Here is a 21,502-nt window from a genome sequence, read left to right on the forward strand (position 1 = left end):
CATCCGATCCACTTATGGTCATCCCGACCTTAACTGGATCGGCACAGGAGAAGTGCATGTCCATCACCGATCACGTCTCTCCATCCCCTGTTTTTCGCCCTCCTCCGGAACAGGAGGAACCGACCGGGGCCACCCGTCACCTCTGTACCGGTGTGCACATCGACGAGGACTTCCGAGACCTCGTCATCAAACAGGTATGTACGGCCCCTTCACGACGCGCGGCCCCCTCCTACGAATTCGACCTCGTTCCGGTGATGCGCCACGCGTGGTTGTCCCTGCACCTGACCTCGTTGTCGAGGTCGGGATTGCTCACCGCCCTCGCCACGCCCTACTTCTGGGGATTCACGGTGACGACCCTGTTGGTCGCCGGTGGATACGTACTTCTCGTACTCCTGGACCACGCCTGGCGGATCTCCAAGGAGCTCACACGGCCCGAAGAGCCCTTGCTGACGAAGAAGAGGCGAAAGCGTCGACCGAAGTTGCCTTCCAGGTCCAGCTGGAAGTACGGGGAGGAGAGCAAACGTCTCAAGAACACTGGCGCGTTCGCCCTGGTCCTTGCCCTCGCCATGGTGGTCCTGGCCTTCTCCCATCCCATTCAGGGAACGCTGGCCCTCTACCTGGGCTGCGCCGTCGCCCTCCTCACCGCGATCGTCGGCGGTCTGCGCCAGGCGTGCATCAACCACGCTCACAAAGCCACCGCTCTCAGGCCCAAACGCCTCTCCCATCGGGAGAAGGTCGTCGACGAGCAGCAGAAGCATCCCTGTGTGGTCTACCAACGCCCCGCCCACAAGAAGGACGGCGAGGACGAGGACGCGGGCGTGTTCACGCTCTTCGGTGAGGAATCACCCTTCATCGGAGCGGGAGAACTGATCCACCAGTGGAATCCACCCATGAGCGTCCAACTCCTGCGCAAGGGAAGCGACGACAAGCCCTTACACGAACGGGAGCACCGGCACCCGCCCTTCAAGCCGCACGAACTGATGGACCACCTGCGCGCGGCTGTCGCCGACCTTCGCGACGACCATGAGAACGTCCGTCTTCCGGCGCAGGTACGCGACCGTATCTACGTCTCCCATTCGGACGTGTCCACTGACCGCTCCATCCTGCGGGAATCGGTGGATCCGGTCGCGATGCGCCGGATCATCGACCGACAGGACTCCGCGCACCAGCACTTCCTCGAAGTGAGCGTCCCCGACGCGGGGGGAGAGCTGGTCGCAACGGTACTGCTCCAGGTAAGGGTGCGTGGCCGAACGCTGAGCCTGGCGTTCGCGGCCTGCGCACTGACCCGTAATCCGGACGACTTCCGTAAAGCGGAAGAGTTCGGCCAGCACGGAAAACGGGCCATCGTCAGTGCCGCTTGGCACGACCTGTTCCGGCTCCCCCGCCACATCCGTTCACTGGGACGCATCACCCGTTACCCGTTCTACCTGGCCAAGGCCCTCTCCGGCCTCCTACACCGGGCCTTGGTGCTCCGCGGCATCGACTTCACCCTCGTTCCTCGCCGCAATATCGGGATCGGCAGTCGAATCAGCGTTCGCCAGGAATTGGCGGAGGACTGGAGCAAGGTCCAACTCGACAAGACCACGCTTCTCGGCCACATCAAGAACGTCGAACAGCGGCTGCTCAAAGCCACCAGCGACTTCCTCGACTCTCACGGTGTCGACATCTCCGACTTCGATGATCGCGCGCTACAGATCATCAACAGCGGCATCGTCAACATGGGCGGAACCAACGACTTCACCAACACCGCGGTCGGCGACCAGGCGCACCAGCAGACGCAGAGCCCTCCTTCCACCCCCAATGCCTCACAGAACGGGAAAGCCGCATGAGCCTCCACCAACCTCCGAACAACAGTGGCATCGTCAACATGGGCGGAACCAACAGCTTCACCAACACCGCGGTCGGCGACCAGGCGAAGATGATCACGCCCTCGGACCCCACACGGCCCTTGCAGGTACGCACCTCCTCGGCGCACTCCGAGTCCGACCAGCGGAAGGACGTCGGAATCGTCACGATCCTGCCCGTGGAGACACGAGCGATCCTCGACGAACTGGGACTGGAGCGGCCCCGCAAACAAGAAGGCCTGTTCTTCAGCGCCGGTGACGTCTCCACCGAAAGTGGTAAGGCGAGCGTGGTGGCCACCCAGACCCTCGGTCCCGGGCAACGTTCGGTGATGTCGGCACTAGACCATCTGCGCCACCATTTCTCCCCACGTCTGTGGGTCCTGGTCGGCATCGGAGGCGGACTTGGGAACTCCCCCAGCCGCGCCGGCGGTGGCCGTATCGGTGACGTCATCGTCTCGACCCGAATCGTCTACTACGACTCACGCAAGATCACGGCCGGCGACCGCGTTCAGCGCCGTGGTGAGGAACGGCAGGCACCGGCACGCGTCGTCCACGCGGCGAACGCCTACTTCACCGACCGGGGAGAGCCGGCGGTGATCCGCGGCCGTGTCAACGGGCACCGTAAGCGCAGCTTCGAGGTCCACCATGGCCTGATCGGTTCGGGGGAGGCCGTGATCGCCCACGAAGACGCCGAAGAGCGGCAGTGGCTGAAGCACTACAACGACAAGGTCATGGCCGTGGACATGGAGTCGGGCGGGCTCAGCCAGTTCTGGCAGGAGAACTCGGTGCGCGGTGAAGGCAACCCGGACTGGGTCGTGGTTCGGGGCATCTCGGACGGAGCGGACGCGCAGAAGGACGACGACGCCCATGCTCTGGCCGCGCACAACGCGGCGCACGTCGTCCACGAACTACTCCCGTATCTACTCTGACCCGCTCTGGTCGCCAGCGATCCGAACAAGGGAAGTGATCACATGGTCGCGTTCGTCCTCGGCGTGCTCAGTTCGATCCTGGCCACGATGATCCTCGTCCTCGTGGGGTGGATACGATCCTCCCGCCCTCGTTGGTGGCTGGTGGCCCTACTCGCCCGGCTGACCGGAACCGGTGTGCACCGCGTGTACCGACGGCAGTCGTCGGCGGAGAAGGATGTGACTCGGGATCTGGCGCGGGCTCGCTGGGTGAGGGTGTTGACCGGCCGGGGCAACACCCTCACCAGGGACGTTTTCACGCCGTTGTGGTCGGATACCACCGGCCGGGTCGAATCCGTGCGGGTTCTACTGCCCGATCCCGACGCGGTTCCCGGCGAATGGCTGGCGCTTCGGGCCGCGGAGCTGGAACCCATCGACCCGGGGTTCACCCCCGATCTGCTGAGAAACCAGATCCGCGCCAACACCTCCTATCTGAGCTCCGTGGCGAAGGGCCGGGAGGGGATCGAACTCCGCCGATTCGATCTGCCTCATCTGTACCGCGTCATCGTCACGGACCAGGCCGCCTACATCACCTTCTACGACCGGGGTAGGCACGGGCGGCACTCCCCCTGCCTGTACGTGCGTGCTCCGGGTGTGCTCTACGAGGCCGCCCTCCATTTCTTCTCCACCACCTGGGCCGGTGCACAGGCGGTACCGACGGAGCAGAGCCCCGACACGGGAGCACCGAACAGCTGAACAACCGGCCAGAGGAGGAGAGGAATCACGGCCCTCAGTCCAGATGACCGCGTACCGCTTCACGGATCTTGTCGGCGTGGAGGTAGATCTCGTCGATCGATCCCAGCGGATGGCGGGTCTCGTTCTTCTCCGCGTCGAAGGTGCCGAGGTACTTCTTCGACTTGGCGTTGAAGTGCAAACGCGCGATCGGCTTACGGTTGTTGTCGTCCAGCAGGATCGCGAAGTAGCTCTTGGAGTCCCGTTGTGCGATCCGCTGGGGTTTGACCTCGCTGCACGCGATCGCCTTGACGACCTGGTATCCCTCCAGCTCCTCCAGGGTGGTCTCGATCCCGGTGCCTCGGACCAGGTCCTCCTCGGCGACCTCCGCGCTGTCGACCGACACCGAATCGGACTGGGGACGTGTCGTCTCCAAGGCCTTCTTCAGCCGGATGTTGACCTGGTCGTCGAGGAAGGTGGACGCGGCCTCTTGGACCAGCGGGGTGAACTGCTCGCGCGCCCGCTTGGTGAAGGATCCGTCATAGACGCGGCCGGCGAAGAACTTGACCCACTCGTCCTCGGGCTCCTGGAACTGTTCCGCCAAAGTGCGTTTGATCGCGCCGATGTACTTGAGCTTCTCGGCGGCGTCGATCACCGAATTCAGGTCGAAGGACGACTTGGTGAGTTTGCGCAGCTCGGGCAGGAGGCTCTCGTCGACGTCACCGAGGTCGAGCACCATGAACGGCCTGGAGTCCATCCGGTTCGGTGCGTCGAGGTCGGTGTAGAACTGGTATTCGACGCCGTTGGTGAGGACGGCGATCCGCGCGTTGGTGACGGAGAAGTACCGGTACAGCTGTGAGGCGTTCTCGATCGTCAGAGTCCCGTTCGACTTCTTGCATTCGATGAGCATCTGTACTTCGTTGTCGCGCATGATGGCGTAGTCGACCTTCTCCCCCTTCTTCACCCCCACATCGGCGGTGAACTCGGGGACCACCTCACGCGGATCGAAGACGTCGTATCCGAGGACCGTCGCGATGAAGGGCATGACGAAGGCGGTCTTGGCCGCCTCTTCGGTCTGAGTCATCTCCCGCTGGTTCTGCACCTTGGTGCTGAGAGCGGAGACCTTCTCGGAGAATTCCATAGCGACCTTCCTACGAAGTTCGGCCGGAGAACCAGGCAATCGGAAAGATCGATGTCAGAGGCAGGGCCTGTTCTCACGACGAGGCCGCAGGGACATGCGGATTCAGGACAGGCTTCGCCTCTGGGGGCATTCCACCCACCCCGGTAAACCGGGAGGGCTTCTCCATCGTCTTGATCATCAAGGACATCGATCACTTCACAGTTAGCACAATACACGGGTTACTTGTGAATATAGTTAACGATTAAATCTCGGTGCGGACAAGGCGCACTCTGGCCCACTGACCTTCGACGACACGTCCCGCAGTGGTGTCGCAGGGGAGGGCGTCCACCCGGGACGAACAACCCTGGTCGGCATCGGACCACGGGTTCAAGGACCGCCCGAGACTCAGACCCGGTTCCACTCACCGCAGCCGCTCGTCTCGAAGGCCATGTCCGAACCGCTGATGGTCACGATCTGACGGCCACCGCCGAAGTTGTTGGCGATGATCGAATCCAAGGAACCGTCGGTTCCGGACAGTCTCGCCCAATAACAGCTCGCGGTGTCCCCAGAGCGGTAGGTCCCCGGTGAGATCTCGTCGTTGACGAGGAAGGTCCCGGAGCCGGGGAAGCGGTTCTCCTCCGCTTCGGTCTCCAGGTCGGTGACCTCGCCCTCCCTGGTGTCCAGGTCCTCTTCTCGCTGGTCCAGCTCTTCGGAGCGTTCGTCCAGATCGCCTTCACGGTCGTCGAGCTCACCCTCTCGGGTGTCCATCCCTTCTTCCCGGTCGTCCAATCCGTCCTCGCGTTCGTCCAGCTCCCGGAAGGGGCGTTCGAGCTGTTCCACCTCTTCGCGCAGCCCACTGATGGTGTCCTGGTAGTCCAGTTCCTTCTCCAGAGCCTGTTCCAGGTCGGATCCGGCCGACTCGTGCCGTTCGGACAACTCCAGGTAGACCGGCGTGCGCTCCGGCGCTCGCGACGACCACCCCAGGAGGGCTCCCGCGCCGAGCGCCCCGACCACGATCAGCACCAGGGGCAGCGACGGCTTTCTACGGCCGCCCTCCCGCAGCTGGTCGAGTGCACCGTCCTCCGTGCGCACCGAATCATCGGACATGGCAGATCACCGCTTTCCCGGTGCCGTCCGCACCGAATTCCGAACCGGAAAGGACTCTTGACTCACTCGGACGAGGGATTGCGAACCAGAGCCTCAACGTCGAAGGCCCACGGCCCGGCTCAGTCCAGGTCGACGCGGACCCCATCGGCGAAACCGCCCTGTCCGTTGACCAGCATGTGGTCGACCTCGAAGTCGACCGGCACGTCGTAGGCGAGCACGCCGGTCTCTTCGGAACCGGGGTTGGTGTCGAAGCCGAACAGCGTGGAGGCCCACAGCTCATACCGGTACATGGAACCGGCCTCGTCCATGAGGACCTGGTCTCGTTCACCGAACGACCGCGGCTCACCGCTGATGTTCTTCACCGTCAACTCAACGGTGACCCACTGCCCCGAGGGCTCCTCGGCGAAGAACTCGTCGAGCTGCGCGGTGGGGACGTCGTACTCGATCGCGTGCACGATGATCTCCCAGTCTCCGTGCTCGATGCTCTCTCCCAGGCTCGGGTGCGTTTCCTCGGGCTGCGCATCTTCCGCGCCCTCGTCTTCCGTCTCGCCTCCACCGCCCTCGTCGTCGGTACCGGTCGGGGCGTCGGCCACCGTGGTGTCACCCCCGTCATCGGTGGTGGACACCAGCGCTCCGAGGAAGAGCAGAGCGAAGAAACCCATCACGCCCATGCCCAAGCACCCGAGGCATCCGAGGCCGAACTTGGCACCGGTGGACATGCCCGGTCGGGGACCGGGAGCGGGTCGACCGTGGGGGTAGTGGCCGTAACTCATGGGATCACTCCGGTCTGGTGGATGTGGATACCGGCGGAGTCGACTCCGCCGAGGGCCGGGCGGCGCGGAGAAGACCCCTGCATCGCTTCACGCAATATACACTAAGCGTGTGTGAATATAGTTAACACCATAGCGTTCACATCTGACATCAACTCAAGGAGTCCCCATGCGCAGTCGCCTCGCCCTCGCCACCGCCGCCCTCGGCCTGCTCCTGACCGGCTGCGATGAGAACGAGACCGTACGTCTGGAACCTCCCTCCCCTTCCGCCGCGCCGGCGGCCATTACCCCCGCGACCTCCCTGCCCTCCACCCCCATTGGCCATCGGGGCGCGTGAACGGCCTGGCCCACACCAACAGGCGCTCTCGATGGCATCAGGGCGAGAGCGCGGCGCGGACAGAGCGTCCGACCCATGCCCGCGACTCGGGGCACCCCAGGAAGGTGAGTCACGAATGCGTTCGGCAGCCCTCGATTCCAGCGATGGAAGTGTGATCGGAATTACAATTCCTGGCGCTCTTTCGGGTAAACCGATATGCCGAATCGAAGTTTTTCGATCTCCCTGGGGAACTCTGGCACGATGACGCCCCGTCCCCGCAGCGGGGTCGCACCAAGCTCGACGAAGAGCGGCCATGACCTGCGGAATCCGACCCGCGATACGCGCGACGCCGGATAGAATACAAAGCACCATGTCCAAGCCGGTTGCTCTGCCCGCTCCATACCGGCCCCTGCAAGGAGATCACTGTGAACAAAACCGGGTGGATCGTGGCTACCGCGATCGGCGTGGTCGCATTGTTGTTCGGTTTCTGCATCGGATGGTTCGGAAACCAGGCCTACATCCGTTCTCAATTCGAGTCCGCGTTCGAGGACTTCGCGGAAGATACCGAAGTGCCCGTCGAGGAGACGGACATGGAGGCGATGGAGGAATACGAGGAAGAGCCCTCGGAAGTACCCGCCGGGCCTCCGGAAGGCGAGCCGAGCGACGGTGTGTTCGACTACGAGGTCACCGATTCGCGCACTTCGGCCACCTACAACGATGAGTCGTGTGGTGAGCAGCACTCCGCGTCGGGCGAGTACCACGTGCTCACCATCAGGGCGCAGAACGTGGGGTCGGCGCCGGCCTACCCGCCGTCGGATTCCTGGGAAGGGGCGTACGCGTACTCCGAAGACGGCACCCAGTACTCCACGGACGACAACATCTGCGCCTTCGCGGACGAGACCAACCCCGGCAACAGCACCGAGTACGAGCTGGTGTTCGACGTTCCCGAGAACACCGAACTCTCCGTGATCGACCTGTCAGCGGAATCGGCACCCGAGGTAGCCGTGGTGGAGGTTCCCTGACGGGGCTTCGCGGGCACCGTTCGACACCTTCCCCGGCAACTGGTGACCGACCCGGGCGAGACATTCGACGGAGTCGCGCCGGCCTCGTTCCCCGAGCCGCCTGAAACCGGCCCGAGTGACCACCGAATCTCCACTGTCAGTGCCTACCCGTATACAACGAGTGTGCTTGTTCGCTCCCGGCCGGCCATGGTCCGGCCGGCGCAACGTGGAGGTTCGATGACATCCGAAGTCTGGTCCCCGGCTCTGCCCGTCGGGGGTCTACCCCTGGAGAAGCTGTGCGTCACCGGTTCCGGTAAGGACCTGGAGATGCGCATCCTCCCTGTCCGGGGGCCTCTTCTGAGGTTGCCGCTGGAGAAGGTGAACGCCACCGTTTCCAAGGAGGTCGCGCTGGAGATCACCCGTCTCGACGACGTCTCACTCGAACTTGCCTACGAGACGCCGCGACTCCTCCTGAGCCGGTTGCGCGTCCGTTGGAACGAGGACGTGATGCCGGGTGTCGAAGAGGAACTGCGAGCACTCTTCGAGGGCTTGGAGAAGGACGGTCGCAGCCGACGTGAGCTGTTCTGCTGCGTCGCTGTCGAGTTCACCCTGACCACCGCCCCGAACAGCGTGCCGGAACGGTCGACGTAGCGAAACCGGCCGCTACCGCCTCGGCCTGGCCTGGCCCAAGGAACACGTGCCCTGGGTGCTTCCGGTCGATCCTGTCGGAAGCACCCGGTCCGATTCGGGCGGGCAGGGCAACGTCCTGTCTCTGTGGCGGCATCGCCTCATGGCCGAGACCCGGGCATGAAATCCCCATCGGCGGCGTGCTGGAGGGCGGGTCACCCGGAGACGCCGCACTCAAGGTCGATGAAGAGACGGAACGGCGCCCGGATTCCAGGGCTCTCGGGCCAGGGTGCTCGGTCGGCTCACACCACCTCGATGCGCTCATCCCGTAGTCGGGCCCGGATGCGCGAGACGAACCACGCCGCAGCGGCCGAGGCCAGCAGACAGTAGGTGCCCAGGGTCATGATCTGGGCCGGGTAACCGACGCCGGCGTCGATCAGCAGCCCGGTGACACCGGGACCCGCGGCGGAACCCAACACCAGGACCGCCACGATGATCGACCGGATGGAGCCCAGGTGCTCCACCCCGTACACCTCAGGCCACACCGCCCCGAACAGGCTCAGGGACAACCCGTTCGTGATCCCGTACAGCAGCATGAACAGCACGACGCTCCACGGCCCTTCCGCCGCCGCCAGGACGAGCAATCCCAGGCCGAGGGGGACCAGGTAGAAGGGGACGAGCCGCAGTGCGGTGAGGCGGTCGACGATGACACCTCCCACCAGGTTGAACACCACGGTCGTGACCGCGTACACCGACAGGGCCGAGGCGAACAGGGCCGGGGACCACCCACGCAGTTCGGTCAGGTACGCCTGGTGGAAGAACACGGTGTTACCGACCAGGGCCGGCGCGGCCATGGCCGCGAGCAGCAGGTAGAAGTAGGGGTCGCGCAGGGTCTGACGTCGTGTCCAGCCGCGGACCACGGTCATCGGTCGGCCATCGACCGCGCCGGTCTGCGTGCGCCTCCAACGCATGAGAACGGACATCGGCCACGCCAGCAACAGGAGCAGCGCGGCCACGATCCACCACGCCTCCCGCCATCCGGCGACGGCCAAGAGGGCGACGATCGCGAGCGGCAGGACGGCCTCACCGACGTTCAACCCCAGGGTGGCCACCGAAGTGGCACGTCCACGTTCCCGGTCGAACCACCGTCCGGTGAGGGTGAAGGAGGTATGGGTCATCATGCCCTGCCCGAACAGTCGCAGGATGAACAGGGCCAGGAAGAGGATCCACACCTGAGTGGCCAGCGCCATGATCGCGGCGCCCAACGCCAGCATCAGCGTGAGCGCGGGAACGATCCGCCCAGCGCCGTGACGGTCCACCACCTTGCCCAGTTGGGTCATCGTCAGGGCGCCGGCCAGGGTCGCGATCATGAACAGGGAACTGAACTGGCCATGGGTGAGGTCGAGGTCCTGGCGAATGTCGGCGGAGAAGAGGGAGACGAAGAAGGTCTGGCCGAAGGCGGAGAACAGGAAGAGGACGAAGCAGCCCAGCAGCGGTCGCCGGTTGGTGGCCAGGAAGGACAGGTAGGCGCGCATGTCAGACCAGTATCCGATCGGTCGAAGCCATGGCGAACACGGCGTGGTTGTCGTGCCATTTCACGTCGCGATGGGCCGCCATCATCTGGAGGTCCCGCCAGTGCCGAGAGAGCACCCCGCCCTCGACATGGGCCGCGGTGCCGAACGCACTCCGGTTCGGCGGAACTTTCCGCCAGAGTCGGCTGCGCGGCGTGTGTGCGGCCGTTGTCCGTCCGGGTGTCCGGACACGGTCAGTCCCACCAGAAGTTCCAAAGGGGACGTTCGATCAAGGCTTCGGCGTAGGCTCTCAGTCGGTGCGGAGGGTTCTGCAGGATGTTGTCCGGGCAGAACGCGAAGTGTTCGGCCGCCACGCGCAGAGCCTGATCGATGTCGGTGGGTGGGGCGGCCACACTCAGGGTCAGGGTGTCGAACCCCAAGCCCAGAACTCTCGCGCCGAAGCGGCGCTCCCAGTCGGCCACCACGCAGGCGAACACGGCCGTGTCATTGTCGTAGTTGAGCGGCCCCGTCCATCCGGACTCGGTCATCGCCTCGGCCCCCGACCTGGCCCGGACCAGCCCCAGTCTGCAGCCGTGCCTGTACTCCACGAGGAGTTCGGCGTATTCGCACGCCCTCTGCTCAGCGGCTCCTCGCTGAACGCCATGGGCGGGCGCCCGGCCCGGCCAGAGCCCGAACGGCGCGGTCTCCAGTGACTCCGGAGGGGCAACACCGTCCTTGACGTGAGCGTGCTCGTTCCACCACGTGGTGAACAGTTCCTCCGGGTCATGCTCAGTGAGACGGGAGAACCCCGAGACGGTCAACTCCTGTGACTCCCATGGTCGATCGGGTTCGTGGTGACGCCCATCCAGCAACAAGGGCCACAGACCGAAACGGGGGTGTTCGGCGAGCACCCGAGACCACAGGCCCGATGAAACCGGAGCGTCACTCAGCCATAGGACCGGCTCCCCCTGAGCCGAGGACACCATACGGCCGGCGGGAAGCTGGAGGGATCGTGCTTCTGGGAGTTCCATGGTCGTCGACTGTAGGGCCCCCTGCGACAGTCCCCTGGGTGCGGAGAAGAACCACCCGGCCCCGTATGGCAGCGCGACCCCGTTGGAAACAGACCAAGGGCCGAGGCTTCTAGGATTGGGCGCTGATCGACACCGAGGTCGTTCTCGCTCTGGTTCAGGGGCTGGACGTATTGGGCATGAGCCGGTTCCGCTTCCTGGTGAATAGCCGCGAAGCGTTCCGCGGTCTTCTGAAGGTGTTCGGCATCGCCGGGGAGAACGGCGACGGGGGTCCTGGCGACATTGGAATAATTCGACGGGGAGGGGGCGGCTTCCGTCTCCAAGGTGTCGGCCGAAGAGCGCGGTCGATGACTTCGTGGGACCTTGGGAACGGCTTAGGGGAAGTGGCGAAGGACAGACCATGATGGGTGTGGTGGGACGGGCCCGGCTGTCCGCGGTGGTGCGCACCAGGGCTCGTTCAAGTTCCTGAAGGGTCGGGTTCGTAACTGATCCCGAAGAACGGCAGAGCTCGTTCGGGTAGGTCCCGGATCGCGCGGGTGGTCTTGGCGATGTTGTCCGCCCGCAGAGTGTGGAGCACACCGTTGGCCAGGTTCCTCAAGGCCGCCAACGCTCGGGGCGCGTTGCCAGCGTGGACGGTGCAGGCGTCCTCGGCGAAGGTGACATCGCGGATGTGATGGCTGGAGTTCTCGATCGCCCATTGCCCCCGCAGGTAGGCGGCGAGCTCGGCCGGTGTGGCCTGGTGGGCGTCCAGGCTGGTGAGAGCGTAGACGGTCTCGCGGGTCTGCTTCTTGCCCCTTTGCCGACGGCGGCGGTGAACCCTGATGGCCAGCTTGGCGTGGGGGAAGGCGATACCGCCGAGGCTGTCAGCGATGGCCATGACCTTGATCGAGCGGGACTCGACTCGTCCGTGCCCGGTCTCGGATCGGGTGTGGGCGATGGTGGCCTGTGACCAGGGCAGACCCGAGATCTGCTGGTGGGCGAGGGGCTGGTTGGTCTTGATCACCGCGATGTAGTGGGCTTTCTTGGTGCCTGCGAGCCAGCTCAGGTGGTCCTTGACCGTGTGCAGGGCATCGAAGGTGACCACGCACCCGGCCAGGTCCAGGTCACGCAGCAGGGGTCGACAGTGCCGGGTCTCGCCTGTCTTGGCGCCCACCTCGGTCTGGGCGAGGGTGATGGGGCGGTGGTGGGTGATGGCGGAAAGCAGGTGGCGGCAGCGTTGCCCCAGGCGGGCTGAGCCCTTGAGTGCTTTGCCGTCCAGGGCGATCGCGGGCCGCCTCGGGGTGTCCTCGCTCTCGGTCGCCTCAGCGGTGGCCTGGTGTTGGTCGGCGAGGTAGGCACCGATGGCGGCATCGAGCGCGTCACCGTCGATGCGTGCCAGAACGCGGTCGATGGTGGGTGCCGAAGGTGAGCGACGCCAGGCCAGGGGGTGGGGTCGTGCCCCGAGCGCTGCCAGGAGAGTGGGGTGTGCGCGTTGGCCCCACTCGGCGAGTTCGTCGATGCTCTTGGCGCCGGAGATGGTGGCGCACGCGCACACGAGCAGGATGCAGGTCAAGGGGTGCCGGCGTCCCCGTGGGGAGCGTGGGTCGGGAACGGTGTCCAGGTAGGGGCGCAGGTCGGTGATGGAGTCGGGGTCCAGGGGGCCGAGTTTGGCGAGCACGGGCGGGATCGGGGAGGATAGGTGGGCAGGCACGGCAGACTTTCGTGATCATGTGGCTTAGACACCTTCATGATCTCGGGTTCCGTGCCTGCTTTTGTGTGTATCGTTCCAGGTCAAATCGGATGAACTGCGTGATCCAGGAACTTGAACGAGCCCTGGGTGCGCACGGCGCTGTTTCTTCCTTTGGCCGGCCGCGGGCTGTCTTCGGGCACGAATCATTTCACGGCCGATGCCCCTCGGGAACCGGACCACCCGCAACGGGTCAAGCGGATGAGTTGACTATGGGAGGTCCCGGAAGGGGATCGGCTCATCGACACCGTTTCGGTACCTGTCGGTCTTGCCGCTCCCCTGAGAGGACGGCTTCGTCGTGTTGGCAGGGGAACAGGTGGGGAGTTGTGGCGGTACCGCGTAGTGGAGGCTGCCCGCGCGGCGTACGCATCGCATTCGGGAGACTATCCGGCCATCGAAGTCGAGCCCCCGAGGAAGGATTCGCGTTGGTCGAACTCGAACCACTCACGGACGAGGTGCTGCGAGAGGTCGAATCGAAGGGGTTCAGCGGCGGTGACATCGGGATCGATAAGGGCTCCTTCAGCCAGAACGTGGCCGGTGGTGTGAGGGCCGCCGGTGATCCTGGCGGACGGTTTCCCCACCCACGGGTACGAAGATCGAGATCAGCAGATGCAGGCGTGGTTTCACGGGTGGAGACACGATGCGGCACTCGAAACCGTTCCCGAGGAGGTGATGATGTCGGCCCTGCCCAGCCTCACCCACGGGCTGTCGTACAGGGAGTGCTCTACGTGCACTACACATCGATCCCTGTGTCTTCGGATCGTGATCCTTACGGGGTACATCGGGCGACTAGCTCAGAGCACACCCTGCAACTCTCGTCGCAGCGCGTCCCACATCCCTAGGTCCGGCTCCTTCCCCTGCTCTTCTCTCGTCTGGAATGACGCCTCCAACCGGGTAAGGGCCTCGGCGAGTCGCGGTGGAAGCCGGAAGGAGTCACGCAGTGCCCGCGCTCCGGCTTGGAGCAGAGAGTCGATGGGATCCTCCCTGAGGATCATCACCGTGTACTCGTCCTCGTGCGCTTCGAAGGTCAAGGTGGGAACCACCTCGGACAGAAGGTCCGCCAGCATGTGAACCTCGCCGTGGTCCACTCCTTCCACCCCCGAGACGACGACGTAGACACCGCTCTCCTCCTGCGCCACCTCGACCTCCGCCGACTCGTCGTCGACACGGATTCGAGCGATCAATTCCCGTAGCGCCCCGGCCTGGCGTGACGTGATCGTCGCCGGCCCCTCTCGGTGACCCGCGTCGGAGAAGTCCACCTCCGGCGCGGGCTTCGCGCCTTCGGTCTTCGCCAACGGCAAGCGTCCCACCGAGGCGTATTGGCCGAATGAGGCCGAAACCCTGCCCAGGGAGGCGAGTGCGGCAATCATCGTCCTGACCTCCTTCTGTTCGGCGGAGGTCATGGTGGTGAGGTCCAGTAGGGTGAGCAGCCGCCGTGACATACGCCGCGAAGCCGGAGTCGGCACCGGTTTCATCGACATCAGGAGTGTGCGGTAGAGCCGGGCCACCCTGGTGAGTTCGGCCTCCTCGACGTGGCCGTGCAGTTCGTCGACCTGTTCTGCCCAAGCCGCGAAGGTGTCGATGTCCCCCCGCCCCAGATGATCGATTCCCAGGTGCCCACGCCGAACGAGATAGTCGCGGTCTCGCTTGTCCGGTTCCTCCCGTGGCCCCGAGAGCTGGGCCGCGATCAACACCTCGGCCACCGGGGTCTCGGTCTCGGACAGCTCCCATGGGTCGGCGGAACGAACCTTCTCCGCGATACGCAGGGTCCTCTCGGTGAGGGTGGCCAGTATTCGATGCCGGGTCTTGGGGAGCACGAGCGGGCCTTGCAATATGGCCCTATGCTCCCTCCATCCGAGCACCAGGGACGTGGTGTGGAAAGAGGATTCGGCTTGGGCCGGTTCACTCTTGAGTTCACCGGTCAACCCGAACAACGTGTTCATCCTCCGCCTCCAGGAAACCGGATCGGGCATGAGGTCATGAACATCGAAGAACGCGGAGAGATCTGTGTCGACCAAATCGGAAGGCCGTGGCCACGAGCGCCAACAGGCGCCGATGAGAGCCTTGGCCGCGGTCTGTTCGGCCTTGGGCCGAGCGGCCCCGTCCCCGGTGAGCACCAGACGGTCGGCTCCGACTTCGACCAGGAAACGTCTCCAGTCCCCGGCGGGGACGGGACCTACCTGGATCTCGTCCTCGTCCGGGGTGATGGTCCTCTCCAGGAGTCTCCTGCTGTGTCTGTGTGTGCGCAACAGATGGCCGATGGTGCTCCCCTGATGGGCGAGCATCCCATTGTCCTTCTGTCCCGAGGCCAGCAGAAGCGACCGGTTCTGTTCGGCCCAGGAAGCATCGGTGAGGGCCTGCACCACCCACCCCTCCCCTCGACCACCCGGTACGAGGGTCTTGTGGACGCCGCACAGGCCCTCCTGCCACTCCTCGGGAAGACGTCTATAGTTCCGCGGTGTGATCGGTGGGGAATCCACGCTGCGGGGTGTCACACCTTTCACGATCTTCTTGGAAAGGGAGGACACGTCGGTTCTGGCGGCATAGGACTTGGCGGCCATTTTTCTAGCCACCTCCCTGTCTCTATGAGCCCCCTCGCCACGAACACCGTTCGCGTCGGTGAAAGTAATGCGAAAAACGGAATTCCGCTTGTCATCGAACTCGACCCGATAGCCTTCCCGCACCCCCTCGGACTGGAATCTCTTGCTCCATCCCGAGTCGAGGTCTCGTGTCATGGCGTCGTCCACGAGGGAACGGACGGCGCGGTACTCACCCAAGAGCGCGAGGACTCCCAGCAGCTGGAGCGCCACACGTGCATGCGCACGGCTTTTCTCGATGGCGCTCAGGGAGACACCTTTCTCCAGAACCGCGTGGGAACGGATTTGAGGCCACTCCTCCATTCTCGCGATGGCGGCGTCCTCGGTCTGTCTGGACCAGTCACGTAGAACGGAGGCACCGATGGCAATGAAATCCCGGTTGAAAGAGTCCAGCAGGCAGGCCGCGAGCCAGCGCTCACCGAGCCGCCGCAGGACCACGAGAGTTCGAACGTGCGAGGCCTCGGGACCCCGCATCTGGCGGACACGGTTCTCGTCCATCATGGCGAAGGACACCCATCCTCTATCCTTCGCCTGTTTTCCTCCCGACCACCCGTTCTTCGACAGCCAACCGAGCATTTCGGGAGGCGGTGAGCTACGTTCCAACAGCTCGTCCGGTATGTGCTTGAGCTTTCCCTTACCGAGGCCGACGTCGGCGACGCCCGGCACATCGATCCGGTCGGGTACGGCGAGAACCGGCCTTGCCTCGGGCACCGGTACGGCCTCGGGCTCGGGTGGGGAGAGCTTCGGCGAGGTGGTCTCGGGCGTTGCGGATACCGGTGTGGATTTGGACGACGCGGGCACCGGTTCGGGTTTTGGTGGTTCGGTATCGACCGGGGTGAGGCCTTGGGCCCGTACGCTCCATCGTTCAGGTGCGCTGCGGTCCAGGTCGGCCCAGGCGGGGCCGGTGATCCGGTGCGGTGCACCGATGGCCAGGCCACTCACCGGTTCGGGCAGCCATAGATGTCCGGCCCGTCGCTGTTGTTGTCGAGCCTGAAAATACACGGCCAGACGGTGCGCATGCTTCGGTGATTCGATTCCGTGGCGGCCGCTGCTGTGTTCTCCCTTGGGGTAGGCGATCAGGTCACGATGATCCAGGGGCAGCCCGAAGATCTCGGGGGATGGTGTCTTCCTCTCACCGGTCGGTTTCAGCACGGGCATGTGCGGGGTGGTCAACCCTCGTTCGGTGAGGACGCAGTCTCTCAGTGGCGTCCACCGGGTCTCCCCCCTCGGAGTCATGGTGCCGATCTCGGTCCGGTAGCGCCCCGTGGGCGTGCCCAGACGTGCCCTCAGCACGTACCGCTGCTGCTTCACCATTCGTGGGGGCGGGATCGCCCGTGGCCCGAAGAGTCGGGTCCGCCACGCGTGCTCGCCCTTCTCCTCCTGCAAACCCGGACTGAACTCGACCGAGACAAGGCCCCGATCGGTGGTGAGGACCGCCTGCCGACAGGTGTCTCCCTCCGCGAAGTCTCCGCGCAGATCCACCTCGGGGGTGCGCCGTCCCTGAGCGACCAGCCAGTTTTCCAGGTCCCGGGTCAGGTACAGATGGTCGGCGCTGGCGCTGTCGGTGTACCTACGCCGACACACGTGCCGTTCGGGAAACTCGGGGTAATGGGCGAAGTGGGGGATGCGCACCTTGCCCACACGGGTGGACAGTTTTTTACCGCACCCGCCCAACCACACACCGCACCAGAAACTTCGGTGGGCGTGGTCGGCCCTGAATCGGACGGCCTCGAAACGAGTCTCCGGCATCTGAACCGGGTCACGAGAGCGCGCCGTTCCCACCACGGCGGTCTGAACCTTGCGTGTGTCCCCGACGTTCACCGCTGTGCCTCCTAGAACCAGCGCTACACGGCAGGACGCCGTTCCTTGAACACCCACATCCCGGCGATCTCCTCAGCTCCGAGTAGCCGCCCCGAAGCGGCAAGCCACCCGTGGTGATCGACGTGTTCCTTGAAACCGTCGTTGCTGACCACGATTCCGTTCTTCCGACGGGCGACCTCCAAGAGGAAGACGTCGGCACCGCCCACGGTCCTGGCCGGGACCCGGTGCAACGCTCCGTTGTCGATCTCCCGATCCACTTCGGCTTTTTCCTCATCTGCGACCACATGTCGGAAGTTCGCGTCGACGACCACCACGACCTCGGCGCCTGGGTGCTCGGCGCGCAACTCCTCCAGCGCCGAGTACAGCCGAGCCAGACTGGCACGCCCCCGGCCTTCGTAGGCGAGGTTGGAACCGTCCACCACGAACGGTCCGGCAGGAGAAGGAACAGCGGTGGTCGCGAGCTTCGGTTTCGGTGCGGCGGCCTTGGCCACGTCTTTGGGATTCGGGGCGGGTTCGACAACCGTCTCCATGGGCGGTGTTCTCTCGGTTTCAGGTAAACGCGGTCTGGTCTCCATGAACTCCCGCAGACTCGCCGCGCTCACCCCGACTCCCGTAGTGGACAGACCGAAGGCGTTGATCTCCCGGTCGACCAGGACGGCTCCGTCCCGGTCCATCACGGCACGTACCCCGAGGAGGCCGCTGATGTCGTAGGTGTAGGTGAGGGTGAAGGTCGCCTTCTCCGGATCCTCGAACGGTGGCAGGTCGATGGGGAGCTTGGTCAGGCAGATGTTGGACTTGTTGTCCGCCCCCTCTTCGGACATGACCGGGTCGGCGGGGTCGCCTTCCCAGATCTCGACGGTGATGCGCTTTTGTCCGGCGTCGTTGGGGCGGTAGTTCTTCTCCTGTTCACGCGGAAGGGTGGCGTTGCGCGGGATGATCGGGCTGAAGGACCGCACCTCTTTTCCGGGGCCCAGTTTGCGGGTAGACACCGTTCCCAGCGCGTGCGTGGTGCCCACCGCGAGATCGATGTCGACGTCGCCGTTGTTGATGGCGGCGGCGACCGCGGCGCCCTGGGCGACGGAGGTCATGGGGTCACAGAACTCGTTGGAAACCAGACTCTCCCCCACGATGTCACCGACTCTCTGCCGAACGAGTGGGATCTGGCTACTGCCACCGATCATCAGTACCGAATCGATGTCCTCGATCACCATGTCCAGGTCGGCCAGACACTGCCGGAGCGGTTCCACCGCCCGCTCCACCACCGGGCGGATGGCCGACTCGAATTCCTCTCGGGTGATCTCGACGTTGCTCCGTCCTCCGGGGATGGGAACGGCGACCACGGTTTCGGTGGACAGGCGGATCTTGGCCAATTCGATCTCGCGGTCGAACGCGGTCCGCTCGGCCAACCCTTTCGGGCGTCTTCCGGCCTTTTGGATGACCAGACGTTCCAAAGCGATATCGAGTTCCAGACCACCCAGTCGAGGCACACCGCGTGCGGCTCGTTCCTCGAACAACCCACCATCGCCCTCCGCCTCCATGAGTGTGACATCGAGGGTGCCACCACCCCAGTCGAAGGTGAGGATGTTCTCCAGTCCGGCGTCACCGATCCGATGCTTGTAGTGAAGGGCGGCGGCGGTCGGTTCGTTGATGAGCGAGTCGACCCGGATACCCGCTTCCCTGGCCGCGGCCCGGGTGCGGAATCGGGCGGCGCCCGCGGAGTTGGCCGGCACCGTGACCACGGCGGTGTTCAGTTCGAGGAAGTGTTCCTCCTCGGCGCGGTGGCGCATCGTACGGAAGATACCGGAGGCCACGGTGGAGGCCGGCCAGGAGCGGTGGCCGACCTGGATCTCGCCATCACCGGCCAGAAGCCGTTTGGCGGCAGGGGTGAACTGCTCGGAACGGAGTTTGGCCTCCCATCCGAACAGTACGTTTTTACGTACCGAACTCACACCGACCATAGAGGGGAAGAGAGAAGCGAAGGCCGGGTAGTTCCAGGCGTCGAGGTTGGTGCTGTCCAGCGCGATGACCTCGGCCTTCTCGCCGTTCCAGTGAGCGAGCACCGAGTTGGTCGTACCGAAATCGATTCCGAAGGTCATGCCGATCCCTTCCTCTTCTTCCCACCCGATTTCGGCACCCGGAAGACGATCTCCCCCGCGAGCACCAGGCGACCACTGATCTCGTCGACGAAGGCCGGTACCAGCACTCTGGCCTCGGTATCAGGACCGGACTGGCCGGAGACCACCCGGAACAAGGAAAGGTCCTCGATGTCGGTGACCTTCTTCAGGCCACTGCTGCGGCAAAAGTCCAGGATCCGTCGGGTCAGGACACGGGGGTCACCTTCACCCCGTTGTTTCTCCACGTCCTGGAGAAGCTGGGCCAGTTGTGAAAGGTGGGTCTGCCTGGCACGCATGTTCTCCACCAGGGTGCGTCGGGCGATCTCTCGCGCCTCCGATGGGGAAAGCGGATCATCCGAATGCTCACGGAACACGTCGACCAGGCTCGCGGCGAGCGGAGCGATGAGCTTCTTGGGTTCCATACCGACGGCGACGACGCTCATCAGGTACTCACGTTCTTCGCCTGTCAGGTCCGCGAGGATCCGTCCGAGCTTTTCATCGATGTCCTCGTTGAACCCCTCATCACCGATCATCCCGTCCTCCTTGAGACCGTTTCCTGAAGAAATGAGGTGAGCGCGTCCATGCGTAGCCGCTCTCGCTCCTGTTCCGACACCGGTTCGGTCCTGCGCGGCAACGGCCGGGCTTGAGACACCAAACGTGTGGAGACCTTGGGCGTGGGGAAGAGCCGGTCCGGGAAAATAGGCAGGACGTACAAGGGGTGGCTCCCCGCGTTTCCGGTCGCCTCCATGTCCCGGATGAAGTCACGGGCCTTGTTGATGTCGGAGAGTTCCTCAGGCCGTCCCTGGAGCGTGCGCCGGAGTCGACGCCAAGTCTCCCGCCACTCTCGTTGCGGCGCCCCATGGGCCACACCGAGTTCCAGGTAGGGGTTGAACAGTGGCCCACGTCGATTGCGATCCGTGGCGAGTCGGTCTCGGAGCCAGGAGATGTTGGCATCCGTGCCGAGGCTACGGTTCTCCAGTGCGAGCAACCGGTCCAAGGCCTTGCGCAACGCTGAGGAGTCACCATTTTCCGCGAATCGAAGGTCGAGGTACACCTCCATCGCAACGGCTTCCTCTCGCACCCACCGTTCATCGGCGTCCAGGTGCGGACCGATCCGCTCGTAGGCGGACGGGTTCACCTGAAGCAACTCCTTGTGGGCCGCCCGCAGGTCCCGCCACGCAACGAACCCAGATGTCTCCTGGTGGGCTGTCTCGATCGGCCCTGAATACAAGTTCTCCAGCACCGGCCACAAGGCCTCCTCCTTGAGGATCGCCTTGGGCCAGACTTCAGGCCGATCCACCGCACTGAGGAGCTGAAGCACCAGACTCCGGGTTCGTGCGTCGAGTGCACCGCTCAGCCTTGTGAGGGCATCAGTGTCTCCCAAGGCCACGGCCGCCAGATCGGAGATTCGCGCCGGTGCTTCAGCCGGGATCTCGCACGAAGGGTCTTGGAGCAGTCGTCTACGCCACGATTCCTCCGGCCAGTCGAATTCGTCGAGTTGTTCCTCGGTCAGCCGTTCAGGGGAACGGCGGGCCAACAGATAGCGATTCTCTTGCTCGTCCACCCGCTCTGTACCGGTGAATGGGAAAGCGGTGCCCCGGTCGACCAGATCGTCCACCAGACTGAGCGGTGCCCGCTCCAGAAACCGCTCCAGGCTTCGCAGCTTGTTCCCACGACGGAGCAACTCGCTGTCGCGCCACAGGCTCAAGGCGGGAGTGTGAGGTGGGAGGTCATTGAGTTCCGCCGCGGTGTTCCGTTCACCGGCGGCCAGCATCACGCCCACACGGGTCCAGCGTGTCAGCGCCGAAGCCCCGATCTCGTGAAGTTCCTCCAAGTGGGTGATGGCGATGTCGGGAGGAAGTTCCATCAAGGCCCGCATCAGCAACACGGGCGCGCCGGGACACATCCGTTCCGCCAACAGTTTCCGAAGTTCTCGCGGGGCCGGTCCATCACCGGCGTCTTCGAGAACGGCCTCGACCACGGCGCGCAGTCGCGGAATCCGTTCGGGGTCGACCTGAAACTCCTGCCAGACGCTGTCCTTACGCCCTAGCTTCCTTCTGGCTCGGACCCGTTCGAGACGGCGCAGCTCTTGTTCGAGCAAAGCGTCTTCGCGCGCACGGGAGGCACTGGATTCCACGTTGACGAGCTCTATTCACAGAGGAGGGGCACGACCTTGGAACGTGACAATCCGTGCGGGTTCGGACCTTCACCAAGCTTCCAGGATCTTACCGGCCTGATCACCGAACCGGGAAGTGCAAGATGAGCCCGCTTCCGACCACGCAG

16 protein-coding genes are annotated in these 21,502 nt (G+C 64.5%); 6 read left to right on the forward strand and 10 right to left on the reverse strand.

All coding sequences use genetic code 11. The annotated features are described in order from the left end of the window. Window positions 1–56 precede the first annotated feature (56 nt). The 3 genes from ACWGKS_RS24060 to ACWGKS_RS24070 are packed head-to-tail and all read left to right on the forward strand — an operon-like array spanning window position 57 to window position 3,505. Window positions 57–1,829, forward strand: a complete 1,773-nt coding sequence (locus ACWGKS_RS24060) for a hypothetical protein (protein ID WP_358507874.1) — start codon at window positions 57–59, stop codon at window positions 1,827–1,829. After that, complete coding sequence (locus ACWGKS_RS24065) at window positions 1,826–2,773, forward strand: 5'-methylthioadenosine/S-adenosylhomocysteine nucleosidase family protein (RefSeq protein WP_358507876.1); 948 nt, start codon at window positions 1,826–1,828, stop codon at window positions 2,771–2,773. Before ACWGKS_RS24060 ends, ACWGKS_RS24065 begins: the two co-directional genes overlap by 4 nt. Window positions 2,774–2,815: 42 nt before the next feature. Next, complete coding sequence (locus ACWGKS_RS24070; RefSeq protein ID WP_358507878.1) at window positions 2,816–3,505, forward strand: hypothetical protein; 690 nt, start codon at window positions 2,816–2,818, stop codon at window positions 3,503–3,505. 34 nt (window positions 3,506–3,539) lie between these two features. Here ACWGKS_RS24070 and ACWGKS_RS24075 read toward each other — a convergent pair whose 3' ends face one another. The 3 genes from ACWGKS_RS24075 to ACWGKS_RS24085 all read right to left on the reverse strand — a co-directional run bounded on the left by ACWGKS_RS24075 (window position 3,540) and on the right by ACWGKS_RS24085 (window position 6,379). Continuing rightward, window positions 3,540–4,622: a type I restriction endonuclease gene (locus ACWGKS_RS24075; protein WP_358507880.1), complete on the reverse strand. Its 1,083-nt coding sequence runs from the start codon at window positions 4,620–4,622 to the stop codon at window positions 3,540–3,542. Between the two features lie 384 nt (window positions 4,623–5,006). Further along, a complete protein-coding gene (locus ACWGKS_RS24080) occupies window positions 5,007–5,708 on the reverse strand; it encodes a hypothetical protein (RefSeq protein WP_358507882.1) in 702 nt (233 codons plus the stop codon). Window positions 5,709–5,827: 119 nt separating this feature from the next. Next, window positions 5,828–6,379 carry a DUF4352 domain-containing protein gene (locus ACWGKS_RS24085; protein WP_358507884.1) on the reverse strand — a complete coding sequence of 184 codons (552 nt, stop codon included), beginning with the start codon at window positions 6,377–6,379 and terminating at the stop codon, window positions 5,828–5,830. Between the two features lie 268 nt (window positions 6,380–6,647). Here ACWGKS_RS24085 and ACWGKS_RS24090 point away from each other — a divergent pair, with 268 nt between their 5' ends. From ACWGKS_RS24090 to ACWGKS_RS24100, 3 genes are all read left to right on the forward strand, one after another. After that, complete coding sequence (locus ACWGKS_RS24090) at window positions 6,648–6,815, forward strand: hypothetical protein (RefSeq protein WP_358507886.1); 168 nt, start codon at window positions 6,648–6,650, stop codon at window positions 6,813–6,815. A 404-nt stretch (window positions 6,816–7,219) separates the two neighbouring features. After that, a complete protein-coding gene (locus ACWGKS_RS24095) occupies window positions 7,220–7,816 on the forward strand; it encodes a hypothetical protein (protein WP_358507887.1) in 597 nt (198 codons plus the stop codon). Between the two features lie 216 nt (window positions 7,817–8,032). Next, window positions 8,033–8,446: a hypothetical protein gene (locus ACWGKS_RS24100; RefSeq protein ID WP_358507889.1), complete on the forward strand. Its 414-nt coding sequence runs from the start codon at window positions 8,033–8,035 to the stop codon at window positions 8,444–8,446. Window positions 8,447–8,724: 278 nt separating this feature from the next. On the opposite strand, the gene ACWGKS_RS24105 is transcribed toward ACWGKS_RS24100, so the two are convergent. The 7 genes from ACWGKS_RS24105 to ACWGKS_RS24135 all read right to left on the reverse strand — a co-directional run bounded on the left by ACWGKS_RS24105 (window position 8,725) and on the right by ACWGKS_RS24135 (window position 21,356). Further along, the gene (locus ACWGKS_RS24105; protein ID WP_358507891.1) at window positions 8,725–9,957 is read right to left on the reverse strand and encodes an MFS transporter; all 1,233 of its coding nucleotides are present in this window, start codon (window positions 9,955–9,957) and stop codon (window positions 8,725–8,727) included. Window positions 9,958–10,187: 230 nt separating this feature from the next. Then, on the reverse strand, window positions 10,188–10,964 hold the full coding sequence (locus ACWGKS_RS24110) for a DUF4253 domain-containing protein (RefSeq protein ID WP_358507893.1): 777 nt from the start codon (window positions 10,962–10,964) through the stop codon (window positions 10,188–10,190). Between the two features lie 454 nt (window positions 10,965–11,418). Next, window positions 11,419–12,651: an ISAs1 family transposase gene (locus tag ACWGKS_RS24115; protein WP_452524136.1), complete on the reverse strand. Its 1,233-nt coding sequence runs from the start codon at window positions 12,649–12,651 to the stop codon at window positions 11,419–11,421. Window positions 12,652–13,481: 830 nt separating this feature from the next. Further along, window positions 13,482–17,033 carry a competence protein CoiA family protein gene (locus ACWGKS_RS24120; protein WP_358507897.1) on the reverse strand — a complete coding sequence of 1,184 codons (3,552 nt, stop codon included), beginning with the start codon at window positions 17,031–17,033 and terminating at the stop codon, window positions 13,482–13,484. A 95-nt stretch (window positions 17,034–17,128) separates the two neighbouring features. Beyond that, window positions 17,129–19,201 (reverse strand): Hsp70 family protein, encoded by a 2,073-nt coding sequence (locus ACWGKS_RS24125; protein ID WP_358507899.1) that lies wholly within the window; start codon window positions 19,199–19,201, stop codon window positions 17,129–17,131. After that, complete coding sequence (locus ACWGKS_RS24130; RefSeq protein WP_358507901.1) at window positions 19,198–19,752, reverse strand: hypothetical protein; 555 nt, start codon at window positions 19,750–19,752, stop codon at window positions 19,198–19,200. The genes ACWGKS_RS24125 and ACWGKS_RS24130 overlap by 4 nt, the downstream gene beginning before the upstream one ends. Then, window positions 19,749–21,356, reverse strand: a complete 1,608-nt coding sequence (locus ACWGKS_RS24135) for a hypothetical protein (RefSeq protein ID WP_358507903.1) — start codon at window positions 21,354–21,356, stop codon at window positions 19,749–19,751. Before ACWGKS_RS24135 ends, ACWGKS_RS24130 begins: the two co-directional genes overlap by 4 nt. Between the last annotated feature and the right edge of the window lie 146 nt (window positions 21,357–21,502).

The organism is Nocardiopsis sp. NPDC055879, from assembly GCF_053615935.1.

Excerpts from the sequence above, each read along its gene's own strand:
- ACWGKS_RS24060 (WP_358507874.1), top strand. The coding sequence starts at position 57 with ATGTCCATCACCGATCACGTCTCTCCATCCCCTGTTTTTCGCCCTCCT.
- ACWGKS_RS24065 (WP_358507876.1), top strand. The coding sequence starts at position 1,826 with ATGAGCCTCCACCAACCTCCGAACAACAGTGGCATCGTCAACATGGGC.
- ACWGKS_RS24070 (WP_358507878.1), top strand. The coding sequence starts at position 2,816 with ATGGTCGCGTTCGTCCTCGGCGTGCTCAGTTCGATCCTGGCCACGATG.
- ACWGKS_RS24075 (WP_358507880.1), bottom strand. The coding sequence starts at position 4,622 with ATGGAATTCTCCGAGAAGGTCTCCGCTCTCAGCACCAAGGTGCAGAAC.
- ACWGKS_RS24080 (WP_358507882.1), bottom strand. The coding sequence starts at position 5,708 with ATGTCCGATGATTCGGTGCGCACGGAGGACGGTGCACTCGACCAGCTG.
- ACWGKS_RS24085 (WP_358507884.1), bottom strand. The coding sequence starts at position 6,379 with ATGGGCGTGATGGGTTTCTTCGCTCTGCTCTTCCTCGGAGCGCTGGTG.
- ACWGKS_RS24090 (WP_358507886.1), top strand. The coding sequence starts at position 6,648 with ATGCGCAGTCGCCTCGCCCTCGCCACCGCCGCCCTCGGCCTGCTCCTG.
- ACWGKS_RS24100 (WP_358507889.1), top strand. The coding sequence starts at position 8,033 with ATGACATCCGAAGTCTGGTCCCCGGCTCTGCCCGTCGGGGGTCTACCC.
- ACWGKS_RS24105 (WP_358507891.1), bottom strand. The coding sequence starts at position 9,957 with ATGCGCGCCTACCTGTCCTTCCTGGCCACCAACCGGCGACCGCTGCTG.
- ACWGKS_RS24110 (WP_358507893.1), bottom strand. The coding sequence starts at position 10,964 with ATGGAACTCCCAGAAGCACGATCCCTCCAGCTTCCCGCCGGCCGTATG.
- ACWGKS_RS24120 (WP_358507897.1), bottom strand. The coding sequence starts at position 17,033 with ATGCCGGAGACTCGTTTCGAGGCCGTCCGATTCAGGGCCGACCACGCC.
- ACWGKS_RS24125 (WP_358507899.1), bottom strand. The coding sequence starts at position 19,201 with ATGACCTTCGGAATCGATTTCGGTACGACCAACTCGGTGCTCGCTCAC.
- ACWGKS_RS24130 (WP_358507901.1), bottom strand. The coding sequence starts at position 19,752 with ATGATCGGTGATGAGGGGTTCAACGAGGACATCGATGAAAAGCTCGGA.